The sequence below is a fragment of the Acidiferrimicrobium sp. IK genome, assembly GCF_025499425.1.
Lineage (GTDB): Bacteria > Actinomycetota > Acidimicrobiia > Acidimicrobiales > Palsa-688 > Acidiferrimicrobium.
Genome location: NZ_JAIMCB010000010.1, coordinates 1 through 22,040 on the forward strand (window position 1 = coordinate 1; position 22,040 = coordinate 22,040).

Annotated in this window: 22 protein-coding genes and 1 tRNA gene; 12 read left to right on the forward strand and 11 right to left on the reverse strand. The window is 71.5% G+C overall.

Going from position 1 to position 22,040, the window contains the following annotated elements:
* Nucleotides 1–173: 173 nt before the first annotated feature.
* Nucleotides 174–1,928 (forward strand): MFS transporter, encoded by a 1,755-nt coding sequence (locus tag K6U06_RS16380; protein WP_262323034.1) that lies wholly within the window; start codon nucleotides 174–176, stop codon nucleotides 1,926–1,928.
* Between the two features lie 2 nt (nucleotides 1,929–1,930).
* On the opposite strand, the gene K6U06_RS16385 is transcribed toward K6U06_RS16380, so the two are convergent.
* Entirely contained in the window at nucleotides 1,931–2,317 is a 387-nt protein-coding gene (locus K6U06_RS16385; RefSeq protein ID WP_262323035.1) for a VOC family protein, read from the reverse strand.
* Nucleotides 2,318–2,431: 114 nt separating this feature from the next.
* On the opposite strand from K6U06_RS16385, the gene K6U06_RS16390 reads away from it, so the two are divergent.
* From K6U06_RS16390 to K6U06_RS16400, 3 genes are read left to right on the forward strand one after another with little or no spacing between them, the layout of a single operon-like run.
* A complete protein-coding gene (locus K6U06_RS16390; RefSeq protein WP_262323036.1) occupies nucleotides 2,432–3,013 on the forward strand; it encodes a PadR family transcriptional regulator in 582 nt (193 codons plus the stop codon).
* Nucleotides 3,010–3,726, forward strand: a complete 717-nt coding sequence (locus K6U06_RS16395) for an ABC transporter ATP-binding protein (RefSeq protein WP_262323037.1) — start codon at nucleotides 3,010–3,012, stop codon at nucleotides 3,724–3,726. The genes K6U06_RS16390 and K6U06_RS16395 overlap by 4 nt, the downstream gene beginning before the upstream one ends.
* Nucleotides 3,723–6,263: an FtsX-like permease family protein gene (locus tag K6U06_RS16400; protein WP_262323038.1), complete on the forward strand. Its 2,541-nt coding sequence runs from the start codon at nucleotides 3,723–3,725 to the stop codon at nucleotides 6,261–6,263. Before K6U06_RS16395 ends, K6U06_RS16400 begins: the two co-directional genes overlap by 4 nt.
* A gap of 57 nt (nucleotides 6,264–6,320) precedes the next feature.
* Here K6U06_RS16400 and K6U06_RS16405 read toward each other — a convergent pair whose 3' ends face one another.
* The 3 genes from K6U06_RS16405 to K6U06_RS16415 all read right to left on the reverse strand — a co-directional run bounded on the left by K6U06_RS16405 (nucleotide 6,321) and on the right by K6U06_RS16415 (nucleotide 7,462).
* Nucleotides 6,321–6,593, reverse strand: coding sequence for a hypothetical protein (locus K6U06_RS16405; RefSeq protein WP_262323039.1), 273 nt, complete (start codon nucleotides 6,591–6,593; stop codon nucleotides 6,321–6,323).
* A gap of 153 nt (nucleotides 6,594–6,746) precedes the next feature.
* Nucleotides 6,747–6,992, reverse strand: coding sequence for a hypothetical protein (locus K6U06_RS16410; protein WP_262323040.1), 246 nt, complete (start codon nucleotides 6,990–6,992; stop codon nucleotides 6,747–6,749).
* Nucleotides 6,989–7,462, reverse strand: a complete 474-nt coding sequence (locus K6U06_RS16415; RefSeq protein WP_262323041.1) for an SRPBCC family protein — start codon at nucleotides 7,460–7,462, stop codon at nucleotides 6,989–6,991. The genes K6U06_RS16410 and K6U06_RS16415 overlap by 4 nt, the downstream gene beginning before the upstream one ends.
* 58 nt (nucleotides 7,463–7,520) lie before the next feature.
* Between K6U06_RS16415 and K6U06_RS16420 the strand changes: the two genes are divergently transcribed.
* Nucleotides 7,521–7,877: a PAS domain S-box protein gene (locus tag K6U06_RS16420; protein ID WP_262323042.1), complete on the forward strand. Its 357-nt coding sequence runs from the start codon at nucleotides 7,521–7,523 to the stop codon at nucleotides 7,875–7,877.
* A gap of 49 nt (nucleotides 7,878–7,926) precedes the next feature.
* On the opposite strand, the gene K6U06_RS16425 is transcribed toward K6U06_RS16420, so the two are convergent.
* Nucleotides 7,927–9,057, reverse strand: coding sequence for a tyrosine-type recombinase/integrase (locus K6U06_RS16425; protein WP_262323043.1), 1,131 nt, complete (start codon nucleotides 9,055–9,057; stop codon nucleotides 7,927–7,929).
* Between the two features lie 95 nt (nucleotides 9,058–9,152).
* On the opposite strand from K6U06_RS16425, the gene K6U06_RS16430 reads away from it, so the two are divergent.
* A tRNA-Ser gene (locus K6U06_RS16430) sits at nucleotides 9,153–9,238 on the forward strand.
* A gap of 1,093 nt (nucleotides 9,239–10,331) precedes the next feature.
* On the opposite strand, the gene K6U06_RS16435 is transcribed toward K6U06_RS16430, so the two are convergent.
* Complete coding sequence (locus tag K6U06_RS16435; protein ID WP_262323044.1) at nucleotides 10,332–10,982, reverse strand: hypothetical protein; 651 nt, start codon at nucleotides 10,980–10,982, stop codon at nucleotides 10,332–10,334.
* A gap of 52 nt (nucleotides 10,983–11,034) precedes the next feature.
* On the opposite strand from K6U06_RS16435, the gene K6U06_RS16440 reads away from it, so the two are divergent.
* The 3 genes from K6U06_RS16440 (at nucleotide 11,035) to K6U06_RS16450 (ending at nucleotide 12,959) form a co-directional block, all read left to right on the forward strand.
* Nucleotides 11,035–11,694, forward strand: a complete 660-nt coding sequence (locus K6U06_RS16440; protein WP_262323045.1) for a hypothetical protein — start codon at nucleotides 11,035–11,037, stop codon at nucleotides 11,692–11,694.
* A gap of 87 nt (nucleotides 11,695–11,781) precedes the next feature.
* Nucleotides 11,782–12,651, forward strand: coding sequence for a 4,5-DOPA dioxygenase extradiol (gene ygiD, locus K6U06_RS16445; protein ID WP_262323046.1), 870 nt, complete (start codon nucleotides 11,782–11,784; stop codon nucleotides 12,649–12,651).
* 32 nt (nucleotides 12,652–12,683) lie between these two features.
* Nucleotides 12,684–12,959 carry a hypothetical protein gene (locus K6U06_RS16450; protein WP_262323047.1) on the forward strand — a complete coding sequence of 92 codons (276 nt, stop codon included), beginning with the start codon at nucleotides 12,684–12,686 and terminating at the stop codon, nucleotides 12,957–12,959.
* Nucleotides 12,960–12,980: 21 nt separating this feature from the next.
* Here the strand turns inward: K6U06_RS16450 and K6U06_RS16455 are convergent, their stop codons facing one another.
* Complete coding sequence (locus tag K6U06_RS16455; RefSeq protein ID WP_262323048.1) at nucleotides 12,981–13,919, reverse strand: iron-containing redox enzyme family protein; 939 nt, start codon at nucleotides 13,917–13,919, stop codon at nucleotides 12,981–12,983.
* Nucleotides 13,920–14,193: 274 nt separating this feature from the next.
* Between K6U06_RS16455 and K6U06_RS16460 the strand changes: the two genes are divergently transcribed.
* The 3 genes from K6U06_RS16460 (at nucleotide 14,194) to K6U06_RS16470 (ending at nucleotide 17,755) form a co-directional block, all read left to right on the forward strand.
* Nucleotides 14,194–15,429, forward strand: a complete 1,236-nt coding sequence (locus K6U06_RS16460; RefSeq protein ID WP_262323049.1) for a saccharopine dehydrogenase family protein — start codon at nucleotides 14,194–14,196, stop codon at nucleotides 15,427–15,429.
* Nucleotides 15,430–15,467: 38 nt separating this feature from the next.
* The gene (locus tag K6U06_RS16465) at nucleotides 15,468–15,770 is read left to right on the forward strand and encodes an EthD family reductase (RefSeq protein WP_262323050.1); all 303 of its coding nucleotides are present in this window, start codon (nucleotides 15,468–15,470) and stop codon (nucleotides 15,768–15,770) included.
* A gap of 86 nt (nucleotides 15,771–15,856) precedes the next feature.
* Nucleotides 15,857–17,755: an ABC transporter ATP-binding protein gene (locus K6U06_RS16470; RefSeq protein ID WP_262323208.1), complete on the forward strand. Its 1,899-nt coding sequence runs from the start codon at nucleotides 15,857–15,859 to the stop codon at nucleotides 17,753–17,755.
* A gap of 21 nt (nucleotides 17,756–17,776) precedes the next feature.
* On the opposite strand, the gene K6U06_RS16475 is transcribed toward K6U06_RS16470, so the two are convergent.
* The 4 genes from K6U06_RS16475 to K6U06_RS16490 are packed head-to-tail and all read right to left on the reverse strand — an operon-like array spanning nucleotide 17,777 to nucleotide 22,040.
* On the reverse strand, nucleotides 17,777–18,745 hold the full coding sequence (locus tag K6U06_RS16475; protein ID WP_262323051.1) for an MBL fold metallo-hydrolase: 969 nt from the start codon (nucleotides 18,743–18,745) through the stop codon (nucleotides 17,777–17,779).
* Between the two features lie 60 nt (nucleotides 18,746–18,805).
* Nucleotides 18,806–19,510, reverse strand: a complete 705-nt coding sequence (locus K6U06_RS16480) for a pyridoxamine 5'-phosphate oxidase family protein (protein WP_262323052.1) — start codon at nucleotides 19,508–19,510, stop codon at nucleotides 18,806–18,808.
* Entirely contained in the window at nucleotides 19,500–20,399 is a 900-nt protein-coding gene (locus tag K6U06_RS16485) for an inositol monophosphatase family protein (protein ID WP_262323053.1), read from the reverse strand. Before K6U06_RS16485 ends, K6U06_RS16480 begins: the two co-directional genes overlap by 11 nt.
* A gap of 48 nt (nucleotides 20,400–20,447) precedes the next feature.
* Nucleotides 20,448–22,040 carry an ABC-F family ATP-binding cassette domain-containing protein gene (locus tag K6U06_RS16490; RefSeq protein WP_262323054.1) on the reverse strand — a complete coding sequence of 531 codons (1,593 nt, stop codon included), beginning with the start codon at nucleotides 22,038–22,040 and terminating at the stop codon, nucleotides 20,448–20,450.

Sequence of the window (22,040 nt, forward strand, 5' to 3'; positions counted from 1 at the left end):
CTCGGTCGTCGGTTGTTGGTCGCACCCGAGATCAAACTCGGGCCAACACGACGACCGGTGGATGCCCCTCAAACGGCGCGGAGATGCTGGTCAGGGGCTCCTTCGCCTATCCGCGCGGCCTCTAAGTAACCGGTGCAGGGGAGACAGCCGACGATGACCACGCAGGCACAGTCGTGACCACCGCCCCGATCGTCGGCGACGCGGGCGCCGGGCCCGACCCGCGGGGCGAGAGGTACAAGTGGGTGGCGCTGTCCAACACCACCATCGGCGTGCTGCTGGCGACCATCGACGCGTCCATCATGCTCATCGCGATGCCCGACATCTTCCGGGGCATCGGCCTCGACCCGCTCGGCGCCGGCAACAGCTTCTACCTGCTTTGGATGATCCTCGGCTTCTTGGTCGTGAGCAGCGTGCTGGTCGTCAGCCTGGGGCGGCTGGGCGACATGTTCGGCCGGGTCAAGATGTACAACCTGGGCTTCGTCGTCTACACCGTCGCGTCGCTGTTCCTCACCGTCGACCCGCTCACCGGGCGGGCCGGCGCGCTGTGGTTGATCATCGGGCGGATCCTGCAGGGGATCGGCGCGGCGTTCTTGATCGCCAACTCGGGGGCGATCCTCACCGACGCGTTCCCGACCAACCAGCGGGGCCTGGCCCTCGGCATCAACAACATCGCCGGCATCAGCGGCACGTTCATCGGCCTGATCCTCGGCGGGCTGCTGGCACCGGTCGACTGGCGGCTGATCTTCCTCATCTCCGTGCCGTTCGGGCTGTTCGGCACGGTGTGGTCGTACCTCAAGCTCGAGGACCGCAGCATCCGGCGGCCGGCGAGGATCGACTGGCCGGGCAACATCACCTTCGCGGCGGGCCTGATCTTGGTGATGATCGGCATCACCTACGGGATCGAGCCGGCCGGCGGCCACAACATGGGTTGGGGTAGCACGCCGGTCCTGACCGAGCTCGGGGTCGGTGTTGCCTGCCTGATCGCCTTCGGGATCATCGAGTCGCGGGTGCAGTCGCCGATGTTCCGGCTCCCGCTGTTTCGGATCCGGGCGTTCACGTTCGGCACGCTGTCCACGTTCCTCTCCGCGGTCGGGCGCGGCGGCCTCATGTTCATGCTGATCATCTGGCTGCAGGGGATCTGGCTCCCCGAGCACGGATACGACTTCACCAGGACGCCGCTTTGGGCCGGGATCTACATGCTGCCGCTAACCGTCGGGTTCTTGATTGCCGGGCCGATCTCGGGCATCCTTTCGGACCGTTTCGGCGCGCGGCCCTTCGCGACCGGCGGGATGGTCGGCGCGGCGGCCACTTTTCTCCTCCTCCTGCTGTTGCCGGTCGACTTCACCTACTGGCAGTTCGCGGTCATCCTGCTCCTGAACGGCCTGTCAATGGGGGCGTTCGCGTCACCCAACCGGGCCGGAGTAATGAACAGCCTGCCCGCGTCGGAGCGCGGCGTCGGCGGCGCCATGAACTCGACATTCCAAAACTCCGCCCAGGTCCTGTCGATCGGCATCTTCTTCACCTTGATGATCGTCGGGCTGGCGTCGACCCTCTCGGGCGCGCTGATCCACGGTCTCACGGCCCACGGCGTGGACGCCGCCACCGCGAGCCGGGTCGGTCACCTGCCCCCGGTGTCGATCCTCTTCGCCGCGTTCCTCGGCTACAACCCCATCCAGACCCTGGTCGGCACCAACGTGCTGTCCAAGCTGTCCCCGGCCAACCAGAGCGCGCTCACCGGGCACTCGTTCTTCCCGCAGCTGATCTCCAAGCCGTTCCACTCCGGGCTGACCGAGGCGTTCGTGTTCGCCACCGTCGCCTGCCTGGTCGCAGCGCTGGCCTCTTGGTCGCGGGGATCGCGCTACGTGGACGACGGCGGCTCCGCGCCGGTCGCCGCGGCCCCCGACGAGCCGGCCACGGTCGAGCTGTAGGGTCAGCCGGCGGCGGCCTGCGCCGCTTCGTCGACGGTGCGCGACAGCAGGCAGAACTCGTTGCCCTCCGGGTCGGCGAGGACCACCCAGCTGACGTCGCTCCCCTGGCCCACGTCGACCGGGCGGGCGCCTAGGTTCGTCAGCCGGGCCAGTTCGGCGTCGCGGGTGGTCCCGTCGGCTCGAAGGTCCAGGTGCAGGCGGTCCTTCACCTGCTTGCGGTCGGGGACGGGCAGCAAGTCCAGAGCGGGCAGCGACCGGTCGGGGTTGCCGACGCGGACGCCCCCTTCCTCCTCCTCGAGGACCTCCCAGCCGAGCACCGCGCACCAAAACGACGCCAGCCGGGACGGGTCGATGGCATCCAGGGAGATCGAATCGATGCGGCTGGCCACCCCGCAAGTCTGCCAGCGTCGCCGGACCCCGCGCCGCGTCGGGTCGCCGGTGGGGCTTGCATCCGCTTGCCTCATGAGTACAATACTGAGTATGCAACCGGGTTGGTTCTGGTCATGACCATTCGACACGCCCTCCTGGCGCTGCTCAGCGAGGGGCCGAGGTACGGCCTCCAGCTGCGCCAGGAGTTCGAGGCCCGCACCGGCGAGGTGTGGCCGCTCAACGTCGGGCAGGTGTATACGACCTTGCAGCGCCTCGAGCGAGACGGGCTGGTCGAGTCCGACGGCGGCGACGATGACGGCCCGCAGAAGGGGTTCAAGATCACCGACGAGGGCCGGGCGGAGCTGGCGGCGTGGCTGCGGACCCCGCCCGACCTGTCATCACCGCCTCGCGACGAGCTGGTGATCAAAGTCCTCGTCGCGGTGGAGCTGCCGGGCGTCGACGTCCACGAGGTGGTGCAGACCCACCGCCGGTACCTGGTGCAGCTGATGCAGGAGTGGACCCGGCTCAAGGAGTACGCGGCCGACCGGGACCTGGGTTTCGGGTTGGCCGTGGACGCCGAGCTGTTCCGCCTCGACGCGGTGGTGCGTTGGCTGGACGCCGCGGACGGTCGCATCAAGCGGGCGTCGCTGGAGGACCGGGACCTCCCGCGTGCGCCGCTGCCGAAGACTCCGAGGAAGGTGGTGTTGAGGCCATGACCGTGCTGGAACTGCGGGGCGTATCGAAGGTCTACGGCGAGGGATCGGCCCAGGTCCATGCGCTGCGGGAAGTGTCGCTGTCTGTCGGCGAGGGTCAGCTGGTGGCGGTGATGGGTCCGAGCGGATCGGGCAAGAGCACCCTGCTGACGATCGCCGGGACCCTCGAGGAGCCGACCTCTGGTGACGTGCTCATCGCCGGCGAGCCGGTGTCGGGCATGGGGCGCGACGACCGGGCCCGGATCCGGCGCCGCTGCCTCGGGTACGTGTTCCAGGACTTCAACCTCCTCGCTGGGCTCACCGTCGCCGAGAACGTCTCGCTGCCGCTCGAACTCGACGGCATGCCGGCGAGGTCGGCCGTCCAGTGCGGGCTGAGAGCCCTCGACGAGCTGGGGCTGCGAGGGCGGGCAGGGAGCTTCCCCGACGAGCTGTCCGGCGGTGAGCGCCAGCGGGTGGCGATCGCCCGGGCGGTCGTGGGCGATCGCCGGCTGCTGCTCGCCGACGAACCGTCCGGCGCTCTCGACTCGGCCAACGGCGAGGCGGTGATGCGCCTGATCCGCGCCGCCTGCCGGCGGGGAGTGGCCGGCGTGGTGGTGACCCACGACGCGCAGCTGGCGTCGTGGGCAGACCGGGTGGTGTTCCTCCGCGACGGGCGGATCGTCGACCAGACGGTCCCCGCGTCGGGTCCCGAATCCCTCCTCACCCCAAACCCGTGAGCGCGATCCTGTCCGAGCGGCCGGCGCCGGTCGAGGCTCGCTCGGGTGGTGGCAGGCCGGCTCGGCGCGCCGTCGCCAGGTGGGGGTGGCGGCTGTTCCGCCGGGAGTGGCGCCGCCACCTGCTGGTCCTCTCCATGCTGACGCTGGCGGTGGCCGCGACGATCGTGGGGTTGGGCACGGCGACCAACGCCACCAAGCTCAAGGCCGACCCGACCTTCGGCACCGCCAACACCATCGTCACGCTGTCGGGCTCCAACCAGCGGCTGGCCGCCGACATCGCCGCGCTGCGCGCCAAGGCCGGTCCCCTCGACGTCGTCGCCCACCAGCAGCTGGCCATCCCAGGGTCGGTCGCCAGCATCGACATCCGAGACCAGGCGCCGGGCGGGACCTTCGACCGGGTGACGCTGCGCTTAGACGCCGGGAGCTACCCGGCCGGCCCGGGCGAGGTCGCGCTGACCAGCGGGCTCGCCAGGCAGTTCGACCTCAAGATCGGCAGCACCTGGACCGCCGGCGGCACGAGCCGGCGCGTCGTCGGCATAGTGGAGAACCCACTGAACCTGCTCGACGAGTTCGCGCTGGTCGCCCCCGGCCAGGCCCGCCCCCCGACGACGGTGTCGATCTTCACCTCGTGGCATCCCGGCCCCGGCCGTGGGCTCGGCGTGAGCCTCAACGGGTCGGTGAGCTCGCGGGGCCCGCAGCATTCCGGGGCCGCGGACGCGCTGGTGTTGGCGCTCGGAACCATCGGCCTGCTGTTCGTCGGGTTGATGGCGGTAGCCGGCTTCACCGTCATGGCCCAACGGCATCAACGGGCGCTCGGCATGCTCTCCTCCCTCGGCGCCACCGACCGCCAGGTCCGGCTGGTCATGCTCGCCGACGGCGCCGCCGTCGGCGCGCTCGGCGCGCTCGCCGGAGGGGTGATCGGCGTCGGCGCCTGGCTGGCCTTCGTGCCCACCCTGCAGGCGACGTCGGGCCACCGGATCGACCGCTTCGGGTTGCCGTGGTGGGCCGTCGGGGTCAGCCTGGTCCTCGCCGTGCTGACCGCGCTCATCGCGGCTTGGTGGCCGGCGCGGGCCATCACCAAGGCGTCGGTCATCGCCGCCTTCGCGGGGCGCCCATCCCCGCCGCGGTCGGTGCGTCGCTTCTCGGCTGTCGGCGCGGTGCTGGTCGCCGGCGGCCTCGCCCTCCTGTACTTCTCCGACCACGGATCCGATCACACCCGGCCGCCGTTCATCGTCCTCGGAGCGCTGGTCACCCCGATCGGGCTGCTGTTCCTCGCTCCGCTGGCGATCCGGGTCCTCGCCGCCGCTGCCGCGAGGACCGGTGTCGCCGTCCGGCTGGCCCTGCGGGACCTGGTCCGCTACCAGGCCCGCTCCGGCGCCGCGCTCGGGTCGATCACCCTGGCGCTCGCGATCACCGCGACCATCGCCGTCAGCTCCGCGGCCAGCTCCACACCCGACCCGGTCGGCAACCTGGCCCCCGACCAGCTGATGATGTACGTCACGCCCGACACCAGCGCCGGGCAGGTACCCCCGCTCAGCGCTCCACAGCTCGGCGCCGTCACCGGCCGGCTCGACCAACTGGCCCGCGCCATCCACGCCACGATGGTCCCCCTCGAGCAGGCCTACAGCCCCGCCGCCGGCCTCCAGCCGCCGATCTCGGGCCCCGGCGGCCGCACCATCCCTGCCGGCTACCCGGTCGCGTCCCTCGCCAAGGTGACGATCCGTCCCCGAGGCGTCGAGATCTCAGGAGGCTTCGACCCGCTGTACGTGGCGACGCCCGCCCTGCTCGCCCACTACGGCATCAGCCCCTCCGCAGTCAGCTCCGGCGCCGACATCCTCACCGCGCGCAGCGACCTCGCCGGTCGGAAGCTCTTCGCTCTCCAGTCGCCCGTCGGTCCGGGAACCGCGAACGGCGGACCGCCGAAGGTAGCGGACGTGACCCCGACCCTCCAGCACCTCACCCAGCTCCCCCGGTACAGCTCCGCTCCCGGGAGCCTCCTGACCACCGCCGCCCTCCAGCGACTCGGCCTGACCGCCCTGCCTGGCGCCTGGCTGGTCCAAGCGGCGCACCCGCTCACCGGCCAGCAGATCCACACCGCCCAAGCCGCGGCGGCCGGCCTCGGCCTCTACGTGGAGGCCAGGACCGCGACCAAGTCCTCCGCGGCGCTGCGCAACTGGTCGACCGCCGTAGGCGTACTGCTCGCCCTCGGCGTCCTCGGCATGACCGTCGGCCTGATCCGCAGCGAGACCGCCGGCGCCCTACGGATCCTGGCCGCCGCCGGGGCAGGCAGCGCCACCAGGAGAACGATCACCGGCGCGACCAGCGGCGCTCTCGCCCTCCTCGGCGCCCTGCTCGGCACCGCCGGCGCTTACGCGGCGCTGCTCGTGTGGTACCGCAGCGACCTGAGTCCCCTCGGTCGGGTACCGGTGGTCAACCTGGTCCTCATCGTCGCCGGCCTTCCGCTGCTGGCCTCCGGCGGCGGGTGGCTGCTCGCCGGGCGCGAGCCCCCAGCGATCGCCCGCCGGCCGCTCGACTAGCGCGGCAGCGGCCAGGGCACCCACCCGGCGTGGGGAAGCCAGGTGGGTGCCCGTTGGTCAGGCCTTGACGTCGACGTGGCGTCCGACGGACTTGGCCTGCAGGGCCGCGGCCTGAGCCGCGGCGTCACCGTCGTTGAGGGCGGCGGCGCCGGTACGGCCGTCACCGTCGCCGGTGGCCCGCTGCAGCACCGCCGCGGACACCGCTTGGGGCGTCACCTGAGCGGCGACCGAGCTGGAAGTGGCGGCCACCGCCGCAGCGGCGGCTGCCGCCGGGGGGGGAGGCGGCGGTGGTGCGACTGCGGGTCCTTGGCTGACTGGGGAGATGGACATCGGTTGACTTCCTTCGCTCGGGTGCACTCGATCAGATCCCCATCGACTGGAGTCGGGCCGGTCTTAATGCCTTTGGCGGCCGGTGACGCGGCAGCGGCCGGGCGCGGTCTCCTCCTTCGTCGGCGATCTGGCTCGGGCGACGCCCGAAGGGCGCTATCCGACGGCTCCCGGGGTGGCGAAGAAGCTGTCGAGAGCGGCGATGTCGGACTTGGCCAGAGCCATCTGCGCTGGCGTGTCGCCGGTCTCCGGCAAACCGGCCAGCTGAACCAGCTCGCCGACCGCCGCCGGGTACCCGGAGGTGTTGCCGGGATCGACGGTCTCGCCAATTCTGAGGTAAGACGCGCTCTGGTCGAGCAGCAGCGCCTGGTTGGCCGCAAAGGACGTGCGCGAGCCGCTCAAGGCTCGGAGCCAGACGGGGGCTCCTCCGCTAAGACCGCAAGTCGATCGAGCGAGGCTTGCAGCTTGTCAGCGGTGGTCGCTTGGGCACGCGGCATCCGAGAAGGGTCCGTGAGGTGGGTCCAGTCGTAGACGTGGGTGACCACGGTCCGCGTCGGGTCGAGCGGTTCCAGCTCCCACGCCCAGAGATGCCCTGGCGGGGACTTGCCTTGCTCAGCTGGTTGCCAGGCCAGGCGCCGCCCCTCAGCGAAGTCAACGACCCGGTTTTCGCGCACTGCGCCGTTCTTCAGGCGGGTGGTGAAGACGTCACCGGCGGCTCGCACCCGTTGCCCGGGGGCGGCCTCGGCCAGGTTGTCGTTGCCATCCCAGCGAGGTTGCTGGGCGGGGTCGGCGATCAACTCGAAGACACGCTCCGCGCTGGCTCCGATGATCCGAGATGCCCTAACCACACGCGGCGGGTCGTGATCGCTCATAGTCCCATCCAAGCAGCCGACCCTTGCCAAGGCGAGCGAGCCGGCGCAGGATCACATCATGGGTCGGCAGGCCATGATCCTCGTAGACCGGGACGGCGTCATCGTGGCGTTCGCGGGCGACGCCGAGGCTCTCACCGGACACGCTCCAGCACCAGTGGTCGGCAGGGACCTGGATGTGATCGTGCCCCCCGACTACCGGGAACGGCACTGGGCGGGGTTCCGAGCGGCCATGCAGTCCGGGGTCGCCCGGGCGGAGGGAATGGGAGCGGCGATCCCGGTGATGTGCGCCGACGGGGACACCCGCCGGTTCCCGGCGCGCTTCACCCTGGTCCGCGACGCCCGCGGTCGGGCGGTCGGCGCCGCCGCCGCGATCGTGGAGCCCGCAGCGGACGATCCGCCGTTGTTCGACTTGTAGCACGCCGCAGGCGCGTTGCCGCAGCCGGGTTGTCCCCAAACCAGGACCCTCAGACCGGCAGCAGCGCCCCCAACACCTCTGCCGCCTGGCGGTCCTGCGCCTCGAAGGCGTGGGCATAGATCCGCAGCGTCGTCGAGGCGTCGGTGTGGCCGAGCCGGCCGGCGACGGTCCGCGCGTCGGTTCCGGCGCCGATGAGCAACGAGGCGCTCATGTGCCGCAGGTCGTGGAACCTGATCTTCGCCCCCACCCGCCGGGCAGCCCGGGAGAAGCCGGCGGTGATCGTGTCGGGCTTGAGCGGCGACTGGCCGCTCGGGTCGAACGTGAGAATGTAGCCGTCCTCCGCCAGCTCGACGCCGGCCCCCTCCGCCCATACCGAAGCCTGGGATCGGTATTGGTCCAAGAGCGCCACGGTGCGGGCATCGAGCGACACCCGCCGGATCCTGCCGGTCTTGGTCGGAGCGACGACGAGCTCCTTCTTGTCGAGGCCGTGGTGGATCGAGCGAGCGATCATCACCATGCTTCGGGTCCAGTCGACGTCAGACCACCGAAGCCCGCACAGCTCTCCCCGCCGGGCGCCGGTGACTCCGGCCAGCAGCACCGCCATGGCCGTCACCGGCTCCCGCTCCTTCAAGTCGAGGACCACCGCCTGCCAGGTCACCGGATCGATGTCGGGGGGAGGGCGGTGCTCGCTCGCCGGCGGGCAGGCCACGTCCGTCACGCAGCTGGTCACCAGGCCCCAGCGCTGCCCTTGCTTGAGGGCGGTGGCCAGGATCCGGTGGCAGTGGCGGATCGTCGCCGGCGAGGCCCCCTCGCCCAGCCAACGGGCATAGGTGCGGTCCAGGTCCTGGGCGGTCAACTTCGAGACCCGCACCTGCCCCAGGGCGACGTTCCAGCGCCGCACCTTGTCCCGATAGCCCCGGATCGTCGTCGGTGACCGCTGGGACTCCACGAAATCCAGCCACGACGAGAGGAACTCCGAGAGGGTCTGGTCGGGCCCCGCCGGCACGTCGCCGGCCTGTACCTCAGCGGCGAAGCGGGCCAGTTCCTGCGAGGCGTGCCGGGCTCCACCTTGGACCGTGCGGCTCAGCTGGCGGCGCTTGCCCGTCGTCGGGTCGACACCGACGAACACTCTGAGCCGCCAGACACCAGGGCGGATCTCCGACTTGGTGCCCTGGGCCACGGCTACGCTCCTCCGACGTTCCCGGTGATGGTTAGTAGTCCCGACAGTAGTCCTGTTGCACCGGGGAGGTCGGGCTTGTAGGCTCTGACCTGCGAGGAGGGATGCGAGAGCGGCCGAATCGGACGGTCTCGAAAACCGTTGTGGGTCCTGCCCACCGTGGGTTCAAATCCCACTCCCTCCGCACTTGGGTCCTCGCGAAGGTGCGGGCCCGGCAGTGGCGAGACCCCTGGTCCGGTGGCCGTGAGGCGGCCGGGCCGGGGGTCCTCCGGTTCCCCGGGAACGCTCGTCGCTCCGTCGGCGTAGGCGAGGTCGCTGAACCGGCCCCCGGTATCGGACATCCACGCATCTGGTCCAGACTCGGTCGTGCGAACGGACCGGCGCAGCGGAGCAATGTCCCGGATGTGGCGCGATCGATTTCGAGGAGTACACCCCCTTCGAGCAGTGGCGAGGCGGCCATGGCATGCCGGATGGGACCGCCGCCCCCAACCCGGTCGTGTCGTGCCGGGTGTGTGGCCACGAGGAACCCGAGGCCACACTTCTGAGCGTCGGTCTCGCCTTCCCCGATAAAGAGAACGATGAGAAGCACTCAGCCCGCCTAGCGCTCGCCCGCGCCGACCAACGCCGGCGTCAACGGCTATCCACCGTGGCGACCCTTCGCCAGACTCGGTTCCCGACCTACGGCGCCGACGGCTGGCCCGCACGGCTAGGGGGTAGCGGATCGCGAAGCGGCCAGGTCACCGAGATCACGATCGACCACTACGACGCGCCCGTCCCCGACCCTGCTGCAGGCGATCGGCCACGTCTGGCGATCACCACCAAGAGCGAACGTCTCCATCCCGAGCCGGCACTTGGCGACGCTCGAAAAACGCTCCAGAGCTGGATACGGCGAGACCAGGCAGCAGGTGGGTGGCCGGAAGCGTCCCGGGCCGCTGTCACGCTTTGGCTTCGAGCTCGTGAGCGTGAGGGCCGTGCAGCGGTTCTCGACGCCGTCCGGTCTGCGCAGCCCGTCATCATCGATGGCACGCCGACAGAGACCCTGATGCTCACCACACCTCGCAAGCAGTGGGTCGCTGTTGCCCGCCCCAACGCCCTGACTGTCGTAGTTGCGGCCCGCGGGGTTGAGCCGGAGTCGCTCCGCCTCGAACCTATTGCCGACCCACCCGCGCGTCTGCTGGAGCCGGAACCTGCCTGAGCGCAGCCGCCGTTCCTCGGGGAAGGTATTACAGTGCCGAGCGGCCGAGCGGCCGAGCGGCCGAGCGGCCCGGCCGCTGGGCTCAGGACGGAGCCAGGGGCGCCGGCGGTCGGGCGGCCTCCAGCTGCGCCAGCTGGGCTTGGACCTGGGCCACCAGGGCTGGGACGGTGCCTTTGAAGTGGGCGAGGGCCAAGTCGAGGCGGAAGTCGAACCAGCCAGCGATCTGGGTGCCGTAGTGGATGACCGTCGCCTTCTGACGGTTGGACACCGAAAACACCGTCGCCCCGTCGGCGGTGTGCTGGAACCCGATGAGCTTGGCGAAGGCGCACTCTCGGGTCTGGCGTCCGCCTTGGAAGACCACCCGCTGGTTGGTGACGAACACGGTGCCCTGGTCGATGGAGGTCGGCACCGGCGGTGCTTGCACGTAGTGCCCGCGGGTGGCGCCCACGTGGTAGCGAACGGCGTGGCCCCCCACCGAGCCGATCGGGATCGACACCCCCGACGAGGCGCCGGTGTAGTGGCCCGCACCCCGGCGCTCCTCGATCAGCGACGCGTTGCTGACCGCGGCGAACACCGCCTCACCCGGCTTGAGCATCAGCTCCGTGGAGCCCTCGCCGTTGAACCCTTGGGCCACCGCGAGGGCCTGGGCGGTCGAGTCGCGCAGCGCCTGCCACTGGGCCAGCCGGTGTTGGTACTCCTCGGCCAACTTCTTCTCGTGGTGCTTCTCGAACATCGTCGCCACCCCTTGTCGTGGCGAGCATATGGCGGGTGAGAGGATCGTCGCGGTGACGTTCCTCCGCCCGCCGCCGTACCGGTCGCAGTTCGGGTCGCTCGACGCCTGCGTCGCGCGGATCCGCGACGGCAGCGACCCCGCCGTGCACGTCGACTGGGCCGGGGAGGGCTTCGCGTCGGCCGACGAGTACCGACTGTGGAGCGAGCACTCGTGCGGCGCGTCGTGCATGCAGATGCTGCTCGCCGCGGCCGGCCGGCCGGCTCCCCCGGCCGGGCAGATGGTCGCCGAGCTGACCGCGGCGGGCGCCTACCAGCGCGACGGGGACGCCATCGTCGGCCTCGTCTACGACCCGTGCGTCGCGTGGATGCGCCGGCGCTGGGGTATCGAAGGCCGCACCGAGCGCTGCCTCGGCACCGCCGACGTTCGCCGGCACGTGGCCGGCGGGGCGATGGTCGTGGCCTCCGTGGCCAAGGAGATCCGCACGCCGGCGCGAGCCCCCTCCCGGCGCGGCGGCCACCTGGTGTTGGTGTGGGACGTCGACGACAGCGGGCTGCGGTTGCACAACCCCTCGGGGCTGCCCGCCGAGAGCGCCGACGGCGGTGTCGAGAGCGCCCGGGGGGCGGTCGTCGCGACCGAGCGCTTCGACGAGCTGTTCGCGAGGCGGGCGATGGTGTTCCCTGCTCCCTCGGATCGGCCCCCGCCGAACCGGTAGGGTGCCGCGGGCGGCCAGGGCCCACCCGCACCCGGCCGATTTCTCCGAATGATTCAACCGAAGACCGACCACACCGGGGAGGACCCTTTGCCGGACCAGGCTGTCAACCGCCCGCTTCCCGCCGCGTTCTTGGGTCACGGCAGTCCGATGAACGCCTTGGAGCACAACCGCTACACCGAGGCGTGGCGGGCGTTCGGCGCGTCGATCACCGCACCGCGGGCGATCCTCGTCGTCTCCGCGCACTGGTACGTCAACGCCACCGCGGTCACCGCTATGGCCCACCCCAAGACGATCCACGACTTCTACGGATTCCCCGACGAGCTGTTCGCAGTGGATTACCCGGCGCCGGGCTCCCCCGAGCTGGCCGAAGAGGTGGCCGAAGTGGTCAAGCCGACCTGGGTGGGTCGCGACCACGACAGCTGGGGGCTGGACCACGGGACCTGGTCGGTGCTGCGCCATGCGTTCCCCGACGCCAGCGTGCCGGTGGTGCAACTGTCGATCAACGCGCTGAAGCCGTTCGACTACCACCTGGAGCTGGGCGCGGCCCTCGACCCGCTGCGCCGCCGCGGTGTGGTGATCGTGGGCAGCGGCAACGTGGTCCACAACCTGGGCCGCGTCGACTGGCACCGGCCCGACGACGGCTACGACTGGGCGCAGCGCTTCGACGAGGACGCCCGCTCCGTGCTCGGATCGGCACCGGGCGACGCCGCCCGGCTGCAGGAGCACGCCGACTTCGCCCAGTCGGCTCCGACACCCGATCACTTCATCCCGCTTCTGTACCTCGCCGGGATGTGCGCGGCGGCCGGCCGTCCAGCCGACGTCCTGGTGGAGGGCTACGCGATGGGATCGCTGTCGATGACCGCCTACACCCTCGACGACGCGTCGGTGAGCCCGAACGACGACGGCGCAGGAGCCGCCGAGCTGCCGGACGGACCGGCGGACGAAATGAACGTCTGAGCGGAGCGCCGGCCGTTGGGTAGCACCCCGGCATGCCCCAGCAGCGCCGCAGCGACCTGACCGAGCCCCAAGGAGTCAACGCGGGTCCCCCCGCGGACACAGAGCAGACGTCGTCGTCGGGACCGGACCCGTCGGCAGCGGCGACCGGGAGCAACGAGATCGCCGGTCGCCACCCGGCTCCCTCCGACGCAGAGTTGGAGCAGCGAGTGCAACAGCAAGCCGACGGGGCGGCCGACGGCTCGGAGCTGACGACAGCTGGGGTGGAGACCCCAGGGCCCGGCCAGGACCTCTCCGCCGGGGAGGGCTGACGCCTCGTCGAGGGCCAGCTGCTAGGCGGCGACGGTCGATGGCGACGCCTGCGGCGCCCGCAGCGAGCTGCGACCGCTGTCCCACGCCCGGCGGAGCATGGCGGAGAAACGGGCCTCGACCAGCCCGAGGGCCCTGGCCCCGAACACCACCTCCGCGCCGAGGTCCGGCTCGGAGCGAAGCAGCCCGCCCACCAAGTCGTCGGCCGCGATGTGCTGGTGCAGCTCGTCGGCCTCGACGTGCACGTCGTAGAAGCGCCGGCCGGCATCCGGGACGCCGAGGCGGCGCATCCACGACGCGTACCGGGCCATCGGGCCCACGGAAGTCATCTCGAAGAGGGCCAGATGACCGACCAGCGCCCCCCGCAGCCGGCGATGCAACCCGAACAGCGAGATCAGGTTGGTGGTCGCCAGGGTCTCGGCCGGGATCCGGTCGAGGAGCGCGCCGTAGGTGCTGTCCAAGCCGAGGGCGGCCATGGTGTCGGCGAAGAGGGCGGCGTGCATGGCCGCCGCCTCGCCGTCGCCGTATTCGTCGTATTGGATGGCGACCATCGCCGCCTTGGCCTCACCCGACAGCCGGGGGATGGCCCAGGTGTGGGGATCGGCTTCCTTCAACTGGTAAGCCGAGCGGTGCACCGCAAGCTCCTCGGCGTGGGTCCGGGTGCCCCGCTCCAGCAGCCACGCGGAGAGCGAGGGGCCTTCCGCCCGCGCCATGCCCCACAGCTCGTCCACCACCTCGCTGGCGCCGGTGCCGGGCGGGAACGGCTCGACCGACTCCCGCAGCTCGGCCTCCATCGCGTCCTCGATCGCGGCGCGAAGGGCCATCACCGGCGGGGCCAGCTCCCAGCGCTCGTCGACACCGGCGAAACCCCGGTACTGCAGCTCGTAGCAGCAGTACAACACCAGCTGGAGGTCCTCGTCGCCGAGCACGCCGCCGGAGCCCGCCGACGGCGCCGCCGGCATCGAGCCGCTCCCGGAAAGAGCCGCCAAGAAAGCCTCGCTGAGCGGACCCCGCGGGGAGGGCAAGCTCGGCACGGCGACACGGCGGGGAAAGGAGCGGGGTGCGGGACCGGCGACTGACATCGGCCACCGTCATACCCACCGGGATGGCATCCGATTCCGCTGCCGCATCGAACCAGGGCGGGGCTCGCCACCCGAGCCCCCTCGGGCAGCGGACCCGACGACGCGCGGGCCGCGCCCTCCGCTGACCCTGCGTGAGTGCCTTAACCTCCGACCCATGACCGATCGACGGGACAACGACGTGGTGCTCTACGGGGCCACCGGGTTCGTGGGGACGCTGACCGCCAGGTACCTCGCCGCCCACGCCCCCGCGGGCACCCGCATCGCCCTGGCCGGGCGCAGCCAGGCCCGGCTGGAGGCCGTCCGGGACGGTCTGGGGGCCCCGGCCGCCGGCTGGCCGCTGCTGGTGGCCGACTCCTCCGACCGCGCCGCCCTCGCCGACATGGCCTCGCGAACCGCGGTGGTGGCCACCACCGTCGGTCCTTACGCCCGCTACGGGATGGCGCTGGCGGAGGCCTGCGCGCAGCACGGCACCCACTACGCGGACCTGACCGGCGAGGTCCTCTTCGTGCGCGACTGCATCGACCGGTTCCACGACCGGGCTGCTGATAGCGGAGCGCGCATGGTGACCTCCTGCGGGTACGACTCCATCCCCTCCGACATCGGGGTGATGCTGGTCCACGCCCGAGCCGCCGAGGACGGAGCCGGCGGCCTGACCGACACCGTCCTCAAGGCCACGGCCAAAGGCGGGTTCAGCGGTGGGACTATCGACTCGATGCGAGCCCAGATGGAGGCGATCGCCGCCGACCGGCGGCGGGCCAAGATCGTCAACGACCCCTACGCGTTGAGCCCGGACCGGGCCGGCGAGCCGGACCTCGGCCCGCAGCCCGACGCCTTCGCCCCTCGGCGCGACGCCCTGCTCGGGGAGTGGAGCGCGCCGTTCGTCATGGCGTCGTACAACACGCGCATCGTCCGCCGCTCCAACGCCCTGGCCGGGTGGGCTTACGGCCGCGGCTTGAAGTACCGGGAGGTGATGGCGTTTGGGGCGGCGCCGCTTGGCGCCCTCGCCGCGGGAGCGGTGACCGGCGGGCTGGCCGGGGCGGTGGCCGGGATGCGTTTCGCCCCGACCCGCGCGCTGCTCGACCGGGTGCTGCCCAAGCCCGGCGAGGGGCCGAGCCAGAAGGTGATGGACTCGGGCCGGTTCCGCAGCGACATCGTGGCCGTCACCGAGGGCGGCGGTCGCTACCGCGGGGTGGTCGCGGCCGACGGCGATCCCGGCTACAAGGCGACCGCCGTGATGCTCGGCGAGAGCGCCCTGGCGCTGGCCTTGGACGGCGATCGCCTGCCCGAGCGGGCCGGCGTGCTCACCCCCGCCACCGGGATCGGCATGCCCCTGGTCGAGCGGCTCCGGGCCGCGGGCTTCTTGCTGACCGCCGGTCCCGACGCCGGCTGAGCCGGCCCGGCCTCGGTGGCGTGACTAGCGTCACCGCAATGATCCGACTAACCGTCCTTTACGGCAACCCGGCAGACCGGGATGCCTTCGTCAGCCACTACGAGAACACCCACGTTCCGTTGGTCAAGACCAAGCCCCACCTGTCCCGCTTCACGTGGGGCCTCGGCCTGCCTGGCATGGACGGCGGCGACCCGCCGTACTTCCTCAACGCGGAGCTGTGCTTCGACAGCGCCGAGGACATGGCTGGGGCGTTCGGGTCCGAAGAGGGACAGGCGACCGCCGGAGACATGGTCAACCTGGTGTGCGACGGTGTGACCATGATGGTCTCAGAGGGACGCTGACGCACCGGGAGGAATAGACCTACCCTTCCTGGTGCTGTAGCCGCTTACATGATTACACCACCAGGAAGGAGGTCGGTGTGCGACGTATGCACGGGCCGGACCCCGAGAAACTGAAAGACGCCTCCTTCGAGCGGGCGTCGCTGGCCCGGATCTGGCGCTTCCTCGCCCCCTACCGGGCCCGCCTGGTGATCTACCTGCTGGTCATCCTGGCCACTGCGGGGATCGGCGCCGTGCCGCCGCTGCTCATCCGGTACCTGATCGACGCCATCCCTCACCACCGCACCAGCGAGGTCGACCTGGTGGCCGGGGCGATGGTGGCCCTGGCGCTCGCCACCACCGCCCTGTCGCTCATCAACCGGTGGTTCGCGTCCTCCATCGGCGAGGGGATCATCTACGACCTGCGGGTCGCGCTCTACGACCACGTGCAGCGCATGCCGATCGCGTTTTTCACCAGGACCCAGACCGGCTCGCTCATGAGCCGGATGACCAACGACGTCCTCGACGCCCAGAACGCGGTGGGCACCGTTGCTTCGGTGACCTCGGATGTGATGACACTGGTGGCCACGCTGGTGCCGATGTTCGTGCTGTCGTGGCAGATCACGTCGCTGGCGCTGCTCGTCTTGCCTCCGTTCATCATCGTGGACCGGCTCCTCGCCGGGCGCATCGTCAAGCTGTCCCGCAAGCAGATGCAGGCCAACAGCGACATGAGCGCCACCATGACGGAGCGGTTCAACGTTTCGGGCGCCCTGCTCGTCAAGCTGTTCGGCCGGCCCGACGCCGAAGCGCGAGAGTTCGCCGGCAAGGCTGCCGGCGTGCGCGACGCGGGGATCCGCCTGGCGGTGCTCAGCCGGTACCTGTTCGCGGCGCTGTCGCTCGTCGGCGCGGTCGGTACCGCCGCGGTCTACTGGGTCGGCGGCCGGGAGGCCATCACCGGCTCGCTCGGCGTCGGAACCGTCGTGGCCCTGGCCGCGTACGTGACCAGGTTGTATTCCCCGCTCACCGATCTGGCCACCACCCGGGTCAGCCTGTTGGGCGCCGCGGTCAGCTTCGACCGGGTGTTCGAGGTCCTCGACGCCGAGCCGATGGTCGCCGACGCGCCGGGAGCCCAGCCGCTGCCCACCCCGGTGCAGGGACGGGTGTCGGCCACCAACGTGTGGTTCCGGTACCCGGCGGCGGAGGAGGTGTCGGTGGCGTCCCTCGAGTCGGCGGCCACGCTGGCGCAGCGGGGAGGCCCGGGCGACTGGGTGCTGCGCGACATCTCCTTCGTGGCCGAGCCGGGCACCATGACTGCGCTGGTCGGCCCGTCCGGCGCCGGCAAGACGACGCTGTCGGCTCTGGTGTCGCGGCTCTACGATCCTCTCGGCGGGTCGATGGCGATCGACGGCCACGACCTGCGGGACGTGACCTTGGCCAGCGTGGCCGGCGCCATCGGCGTGGTCAGCCAGGACGCCCACCTCTTCCACGACACCATCGGGTCCAACCTGCGCTACGCCAGGCCGTCGGCCACCGACGAGGAGATCGTCGCCGCGGCCCGGGGCGCGCGCATCCACGACCTGATCGCGTCCCTGCCCGACGGTTACGACACGGTGGTCGGCGAGCGGGGCCACCGCCTGTCAGGCGGCGAGAAGCAGCGCTTGGCCATCGCCCGGGTGCTACTCAAGAACCCGGCCATAGTCGTGCTCGACGAGGCCACCGCCCACCTCGACTCCGAGACCGAGCACCTCGTGCAGCAGGCGCTGGCCGAGGCCCTGGTCGGGCGGACATCGATCGTCATCGCCCACCGGCTCTCCACCATCCAAGCCGCCGACCAGATCCTGGTCGTCGACGGCGGCACCATCGTCGAGCGTGGCACCCACCTGTCGCTGATCGAGACCGGTGGCCTCTACGCCGACTTGTACCGCACGCAGTACCTGCGGGGGCCCGATGCGCCGCCCGCCGCGGGTTCGGACCTCGACGCTGCGGCTGGGGTGGCGCCGGCCGGTTAGGGCGGCTGCGGCGCCGGCCGCTCAGTGGGGGTGAGGGTGCGGGTGGGCGCTCGGCTGCGGATGGGCGCTCGGCTGGGCGGCGCCGTCCCCCTTGGTGGTCTCCAGCCACCGCACCAAGCCGGCGGCGTTGGAGTGGATCCCATTGAGGGTCTCGAGCTTGGCGCGGTGCTCCTCGGGGATGTCGGCCAGCTCGCCGCCGAACGCGATCTCGAGGGCGGCCACCACGTCGCTTCCCTCCCGCCACGCCTTCTCCGCCACCGAGGCCCACTGGCGGAGGATCTCCTCTGCCTCCTCCAACATCGCCATCGGATCTGGCAGCAGCCCGTAGTGGGCGAGGGCCACGCCGGCCGGCGTGCGGTCCCGGAACTTTCGTAGCGAGGTGACCGCTTGCTCGAGGTCGAAGTCCGCCGGCGGGGTCGCCGGGCGCAGCACGCCGGCGTCGGGCAGCCGGACGCCGACCGCGTCGCCAGCGAAGAGGACGCCGCTCTGGCTGTCGTGGAGGGCCAGGTGGTGCTTGGCGTGACCGGGCGAGTCGATGGTCGTCAACGCGTGGCCCGGCCCGATCTCGATCTCCTCGCCGTCGGCCAGCACGTGCAGGCGCTCCGCCGGCGTGGGGTCGAGGCGGCCGTAGAGCGTGTCGAGCAGGTCGCCGTAGACCAGCGACGCGGAACGCACCAGCCGCTCCGGGTCGGCCAGGTGCCGGGCGCCGCGCTCGTGGACGTAGACGGTGGCTTTCGGGAAGGCCCGGGCCACGTCGCCGACCCCTCCGGCGTGGTCGAGGTGGATGTGGGTCACCGCCACGCCGGCGAGGTCACCGGCGGCGACGCCGTGATCCTCGAGGGCGGCGAGCAGCGCCGGCACCGAGCTTTGGCTGCCGGTCTCGATCAAGACCGGCGCCGGTCCCTCGATCAGGTAGCCGGCGGTGACCTGTGACCACCCGCCGAGCAGCGTGTCGATCTCCCAGACGCCTGGTGCGATGTAGGACCCCATGGTGGTGACCCTACGCCGCCTTCGCCCGGATCGCCGAGGGCGGCCGGCGGTGCCTAGCCGCTACCAACGCCCCGGCTGCACCGCCCAAGACGCCGAGGGCCCGGCGTCGATGCCGCCGGCACCCAACCCCGGCGCCGGCACCGGCAGGTCGGCGGAGGTGCGCAGGTTGAGCAGCCCAGCCCATACCGGCAGGCCGGCATCGGGGCCGTCGCTGTCGCCGGGGGGCCCGGTGCGGGACTTGGCGGACGCCTCGGCGAGGGGCAGCGCGACGACAATGGTCTGGCGCAGCTCGCTGTCGGTGGGGGGTCGGGCCTCGGCGGTGCGCCCGGGCAGCATGTGCTCGACGATGGCTTCGAGCGCGGCGGCTTTGTCCGCCGGCTCGGTGATGTGGCGGGCCTGGCCGAACACGACGACGGAGCGGTAGTTGATGGAGTGGCTGAACGTGGAGCGGGCAAGGACCATGGCGTCGACGTGGGTCACGGTGGCTACCAGCTGCGCCCCGCCAGCGGCGGCCTTGAACAGGTGGTTGGCGGCTGCACCGTGCAGCAGCAGTTCGCCGCCGGCGCCGGCGAAGCCCGACACCCCGTAGGCGGTGGGGACCATCCAGGTCGTGCCGGCGTCGTGGCAGGCTACGTGGCAGATGAAGCCCTCGCCGAGGATGGCGTCGATCTGCTCGACCTCGTAGGTGGCTCGGTCCCGGTGGCGGCGGACCTGGGTTCGGCCCGTCGGTTCGAGCGAATCGGTCACCGGCGGCTCAGCGGTCATGGCCGCCGAGTATGGCCAGTGCTGCGTCGTGAACCAAACCATTTGTGCTGATGGCCGATCCCCCGTCGGGCCGGGGGGCGCCGGTCATGTCGCTGAACCGGCCGCCGGCCTCCTCCACGATGACCTGGAGGGCGGCGAGGTCCCAGAGCGACGCGACGGGGTCGAGGCCCACGTCGCAGGCCCCTTCGGCGACGAGCATGTGGGACCAGAAGTCGCCGAAGCCGCGGTCGCGCCAGGTGGCCGCGGCGAGCGCGGCCAGGCGGGCGACGCCGCCCGGGTGCTCGTCCCAGCTCTCCAGGCCCGGCCCGGTGATCTGGGCGTCGCCGAGTGCGGCCACCTTGGACACCCGGATCGGCGCGACCTGCCCCATGGAGCCGGCGAGCGACGACGACGGGCACGGGCCGGCGAAGGCCCCCAGTCCCCGACCGGCCCACCAGCGCCGGCCGAGCGCTGGCGCCGAAACGGTCCCCACGACGATCGCTCCGTCGACCTCGAGGGCGATGAGGGTGGCCCAGACGGGGATGCCTCGGACGAAGTTCTTGGTGCCGTCGATCGGGTCGAGGATCCACCGGCGCGGCCCGGTGCCGGTGGTGCCGTACTCCTCGCCTACCACCGCGTCGCCGGGACGCTCCGCGGCGATGAGCGAGCGGATGGCGGTCTCGACGCCCCGGTCGGCGTCGGTGACCGGGGTGAGGTCCGGCTTGGTGTCCACCACCAACCCGGCGGAGCGGAACGCGGCGACGGTCAGCTCGTCGGCCCGGTCGGCGAGGCGCAAGGCCAGCGCCAGGTCGGCCGGGTCAGCCGCAGCCGGCCCAGCGGCAGCAGCCGGGTCGCCGGCACGCCGACCGCCTGACGGATCGGGAACAGAAGCAGAAGCGGGGGGAGGCACCGCCGAAGGCTAGTGAAGGGCCGGGCCGCCCCCGGCGACGGGGGCGCCTCAGGCCATGGCGACGAGGTCGAGGAGGTCGTCGCTCCAGGCGTCCTCGGTCCCGTCGGGCATGAGCAGCACCCGGTCGGGTGCCAGCTCGGTGACGAACTCAGCGTCGTGGCTGACCACGATCATCGTGCCCGGCCAGTCGGCGAGGGCCGAGCCGATGGCGGTGCGCGACGGCGGGTCGAGGTTGTTGGTCGGCTCGTCGAGGAGCAGCAGGTTGTGGTTGCCGGCGACGAGCTGGGCCAAGGCCAGCTTGGTCTTCTCGCCGCCCGACAGGGTCGACGCGTCCTGGAAGGCGATGTCCCCGTACAGGCCGAACATGCCGAGCAAGGCCCGCAGCTCGCGCTCCGCGATGGGCGACGACGAGCGCATGTGGTCGAGCACCGGCACGCCGGGGCGGATGCCTTCGTGCTCCTGGGCGTAGTAACCGGGGGACACGTTGAGCCCGGTGCGGTAGGAGCCGGCCGACGCGCTGGACTGGCCGGCGAGGATCCGCAGAAGCGACGTCTTGCCGGCGCCGTTGAGGCCCATGATCAGCAGGCGCTGCCCTCGCTCCACCGCGAAGGACACGTCGGTGAACACCGGCGGGCCGCCGTAGGACTTGGCTACGTCGGTCACTTCGAGGACGATGCGCCCCGATGCCGGCGGGGTCGGGAACTTCACCCGGTACTTGCGTTCGTGGCTGGTCGGTCCGCTGACCGCGGTGGCGGTGAGGCGCGACGCCCGCTTGTCCAGGCTCTTGGCCACGCGGGCCCGCTTGGCTGTCTGGCCGCGCATGGAGTCGGCCAGCGTGGAGAGGCGTTTGATCTCGGCCTGCTGGCGGTCGGCCAGGCGGCCCAGGCGGATCTCGTCGGCGGCCCGGGCGGTGCGGTACTGGGAGTAGGTGCCCTTGTACTCGTGGATCTGGCCCTCGTCGAGGTGCAGGACCCGGGTGATGGCCTCGTCGAGCAGGTCCAGGTCGTGGCTGATCACGAGCAGCGCACCCCGGTAGGAGCGCAGGAACCCCATCAGCCACGCCTTGGCGTCGCTGTCGAGGTGGTTGGTCGGCTCGTCGAGGAGCAACACCTCGGAGCCGGCGAAGAGGATCCGGGCCAGCTCCACCCGGCGGCGCTCGCCACCGGAGAGGACGTCGATCGGCAAGTCGATGCGGTCCGCGGTGAGGCCCAGACCGGCGACTAGCGAGCGGACCTCGGACTCCGCGGCGTACCCACCGGCCGACGCGAACGCCTCCTCGGCCTTCGCGAAGCGGTGGATGGCCCGCTCCGAGGGGTCCTCCTCCATAGCCAGGCGCAGCTTCTCGACCCGCTGCGCGGCCTCGTCGAGTCCCTTGCCCGACAGCACGTAGGCCAAGCCGGTGGAGTCGGTGGCCTCCTTGAGCTTGCGGGGGTCCTGCGACAAGAACCCGAGCTGGCCCTGGATCGACACCTGCCCGTCATAGGCCGGCGCCTCGCCGCCGAGCACCTTGAACAGGCTGGTCTTGCCGGCGCCGTTGCGGCCCACCAGGCCGACCTTGTCACCGGCGCGCACGACGAACGACGCCTCCTCGAGGGTGAGGCGTCCACCGACTTCCACGCTCAACTGGCGGGCCTGTAGCAC

Coding starts and splice junctions, on each gene's coding strand:
- K6U06_RS16420 (WP_262323042.1), top strand. CDS start 7,521: ATGGGTCGGCAGGCCATGATCCTCGTAGACCGGGACGGCGTCATCGTG.
- K6U06_RS16460 (WP_262323049.1), top strand. CDS start 14,194: ATGACCGATCGACGGGACAACGACGTGGTGCTCTACGGGGCCACCGGG.
- K6U06_RS16465 (WP_262323050.1), top strand. CDS start 15,468: ATGATCCGACTAACCGTCCTTTACGGCAACCCGGCAGACCGGGATGCC.
- K6U06_RS16395 (WP_262323037.1), top strand. CDS start 3,010: ATGACCGTGCTGGAACTGCGGGGCGTATCGAAGGTCTACGGCGAGGGA.
- K6U06_RS16480 (WP_262323052.1), bottom strand. CDS start 19,510: ATGACCGCTGAGCCGCCGGTGACCGATTCGCTCGAACCGACGGGCCGA.
- K6U06_RS16470 (WP_262323208.1), top strand. CDS start 15,857: ATGCACGGGCCGGACCCCGAGAAACTGAAAGACGCCTCCTTCGAGCGG.
- K6U06_RS16475 (WP_262323051.1), bottom strand. CDS start 18,745: ATGGGGTCCTACATCGCACCAGGCGTCTGGGAGATCGACACGCTGCTC.
- K6U06_RS16405 (WP_262323039.1), bottom strand. CDS start 6,593: ATGTCCATCTCCCCAGTCAGCCAAGGACCCGCAGTCGCACCACCGCCG.
- K6U06_RS16415 (WP_262323041.1), bottom strand. CDS start 7,462: ATGAGCGATCACGACCCGCCGCGTGTGGTTAGGGCATCTCGGATCATC.
- K6U06_RS16390 (WP_262323036.1), top strand. CDS start 2,432: ATGACCATTCGACACGCCCTCCTGGCGCTGCTCAGCGAGGGGCCGAGG.
- K6U06_RS16450 (WP_262323047.1), top strand. CDS start 12,684: ATGCCCCAGCAGCGCCGCAGCGACCTGACCGAGCCCCAAGGAGTCAAC.
- K6U06_RS16455 (WP_262323048.1), bottom strand. CDS start 13,919: ATGCCGGCGGCGCCGTCGGCGGGCTCCGGCGGCGTGCTCGGCGACGAG.
- K6U06_RS16435 (WP_262323044.1), bottom strand. CDS start 10,982: ATGTTCGAGAAGCACCACGAGAAGAAGTTGGCCGAGGAGTACCAACAC.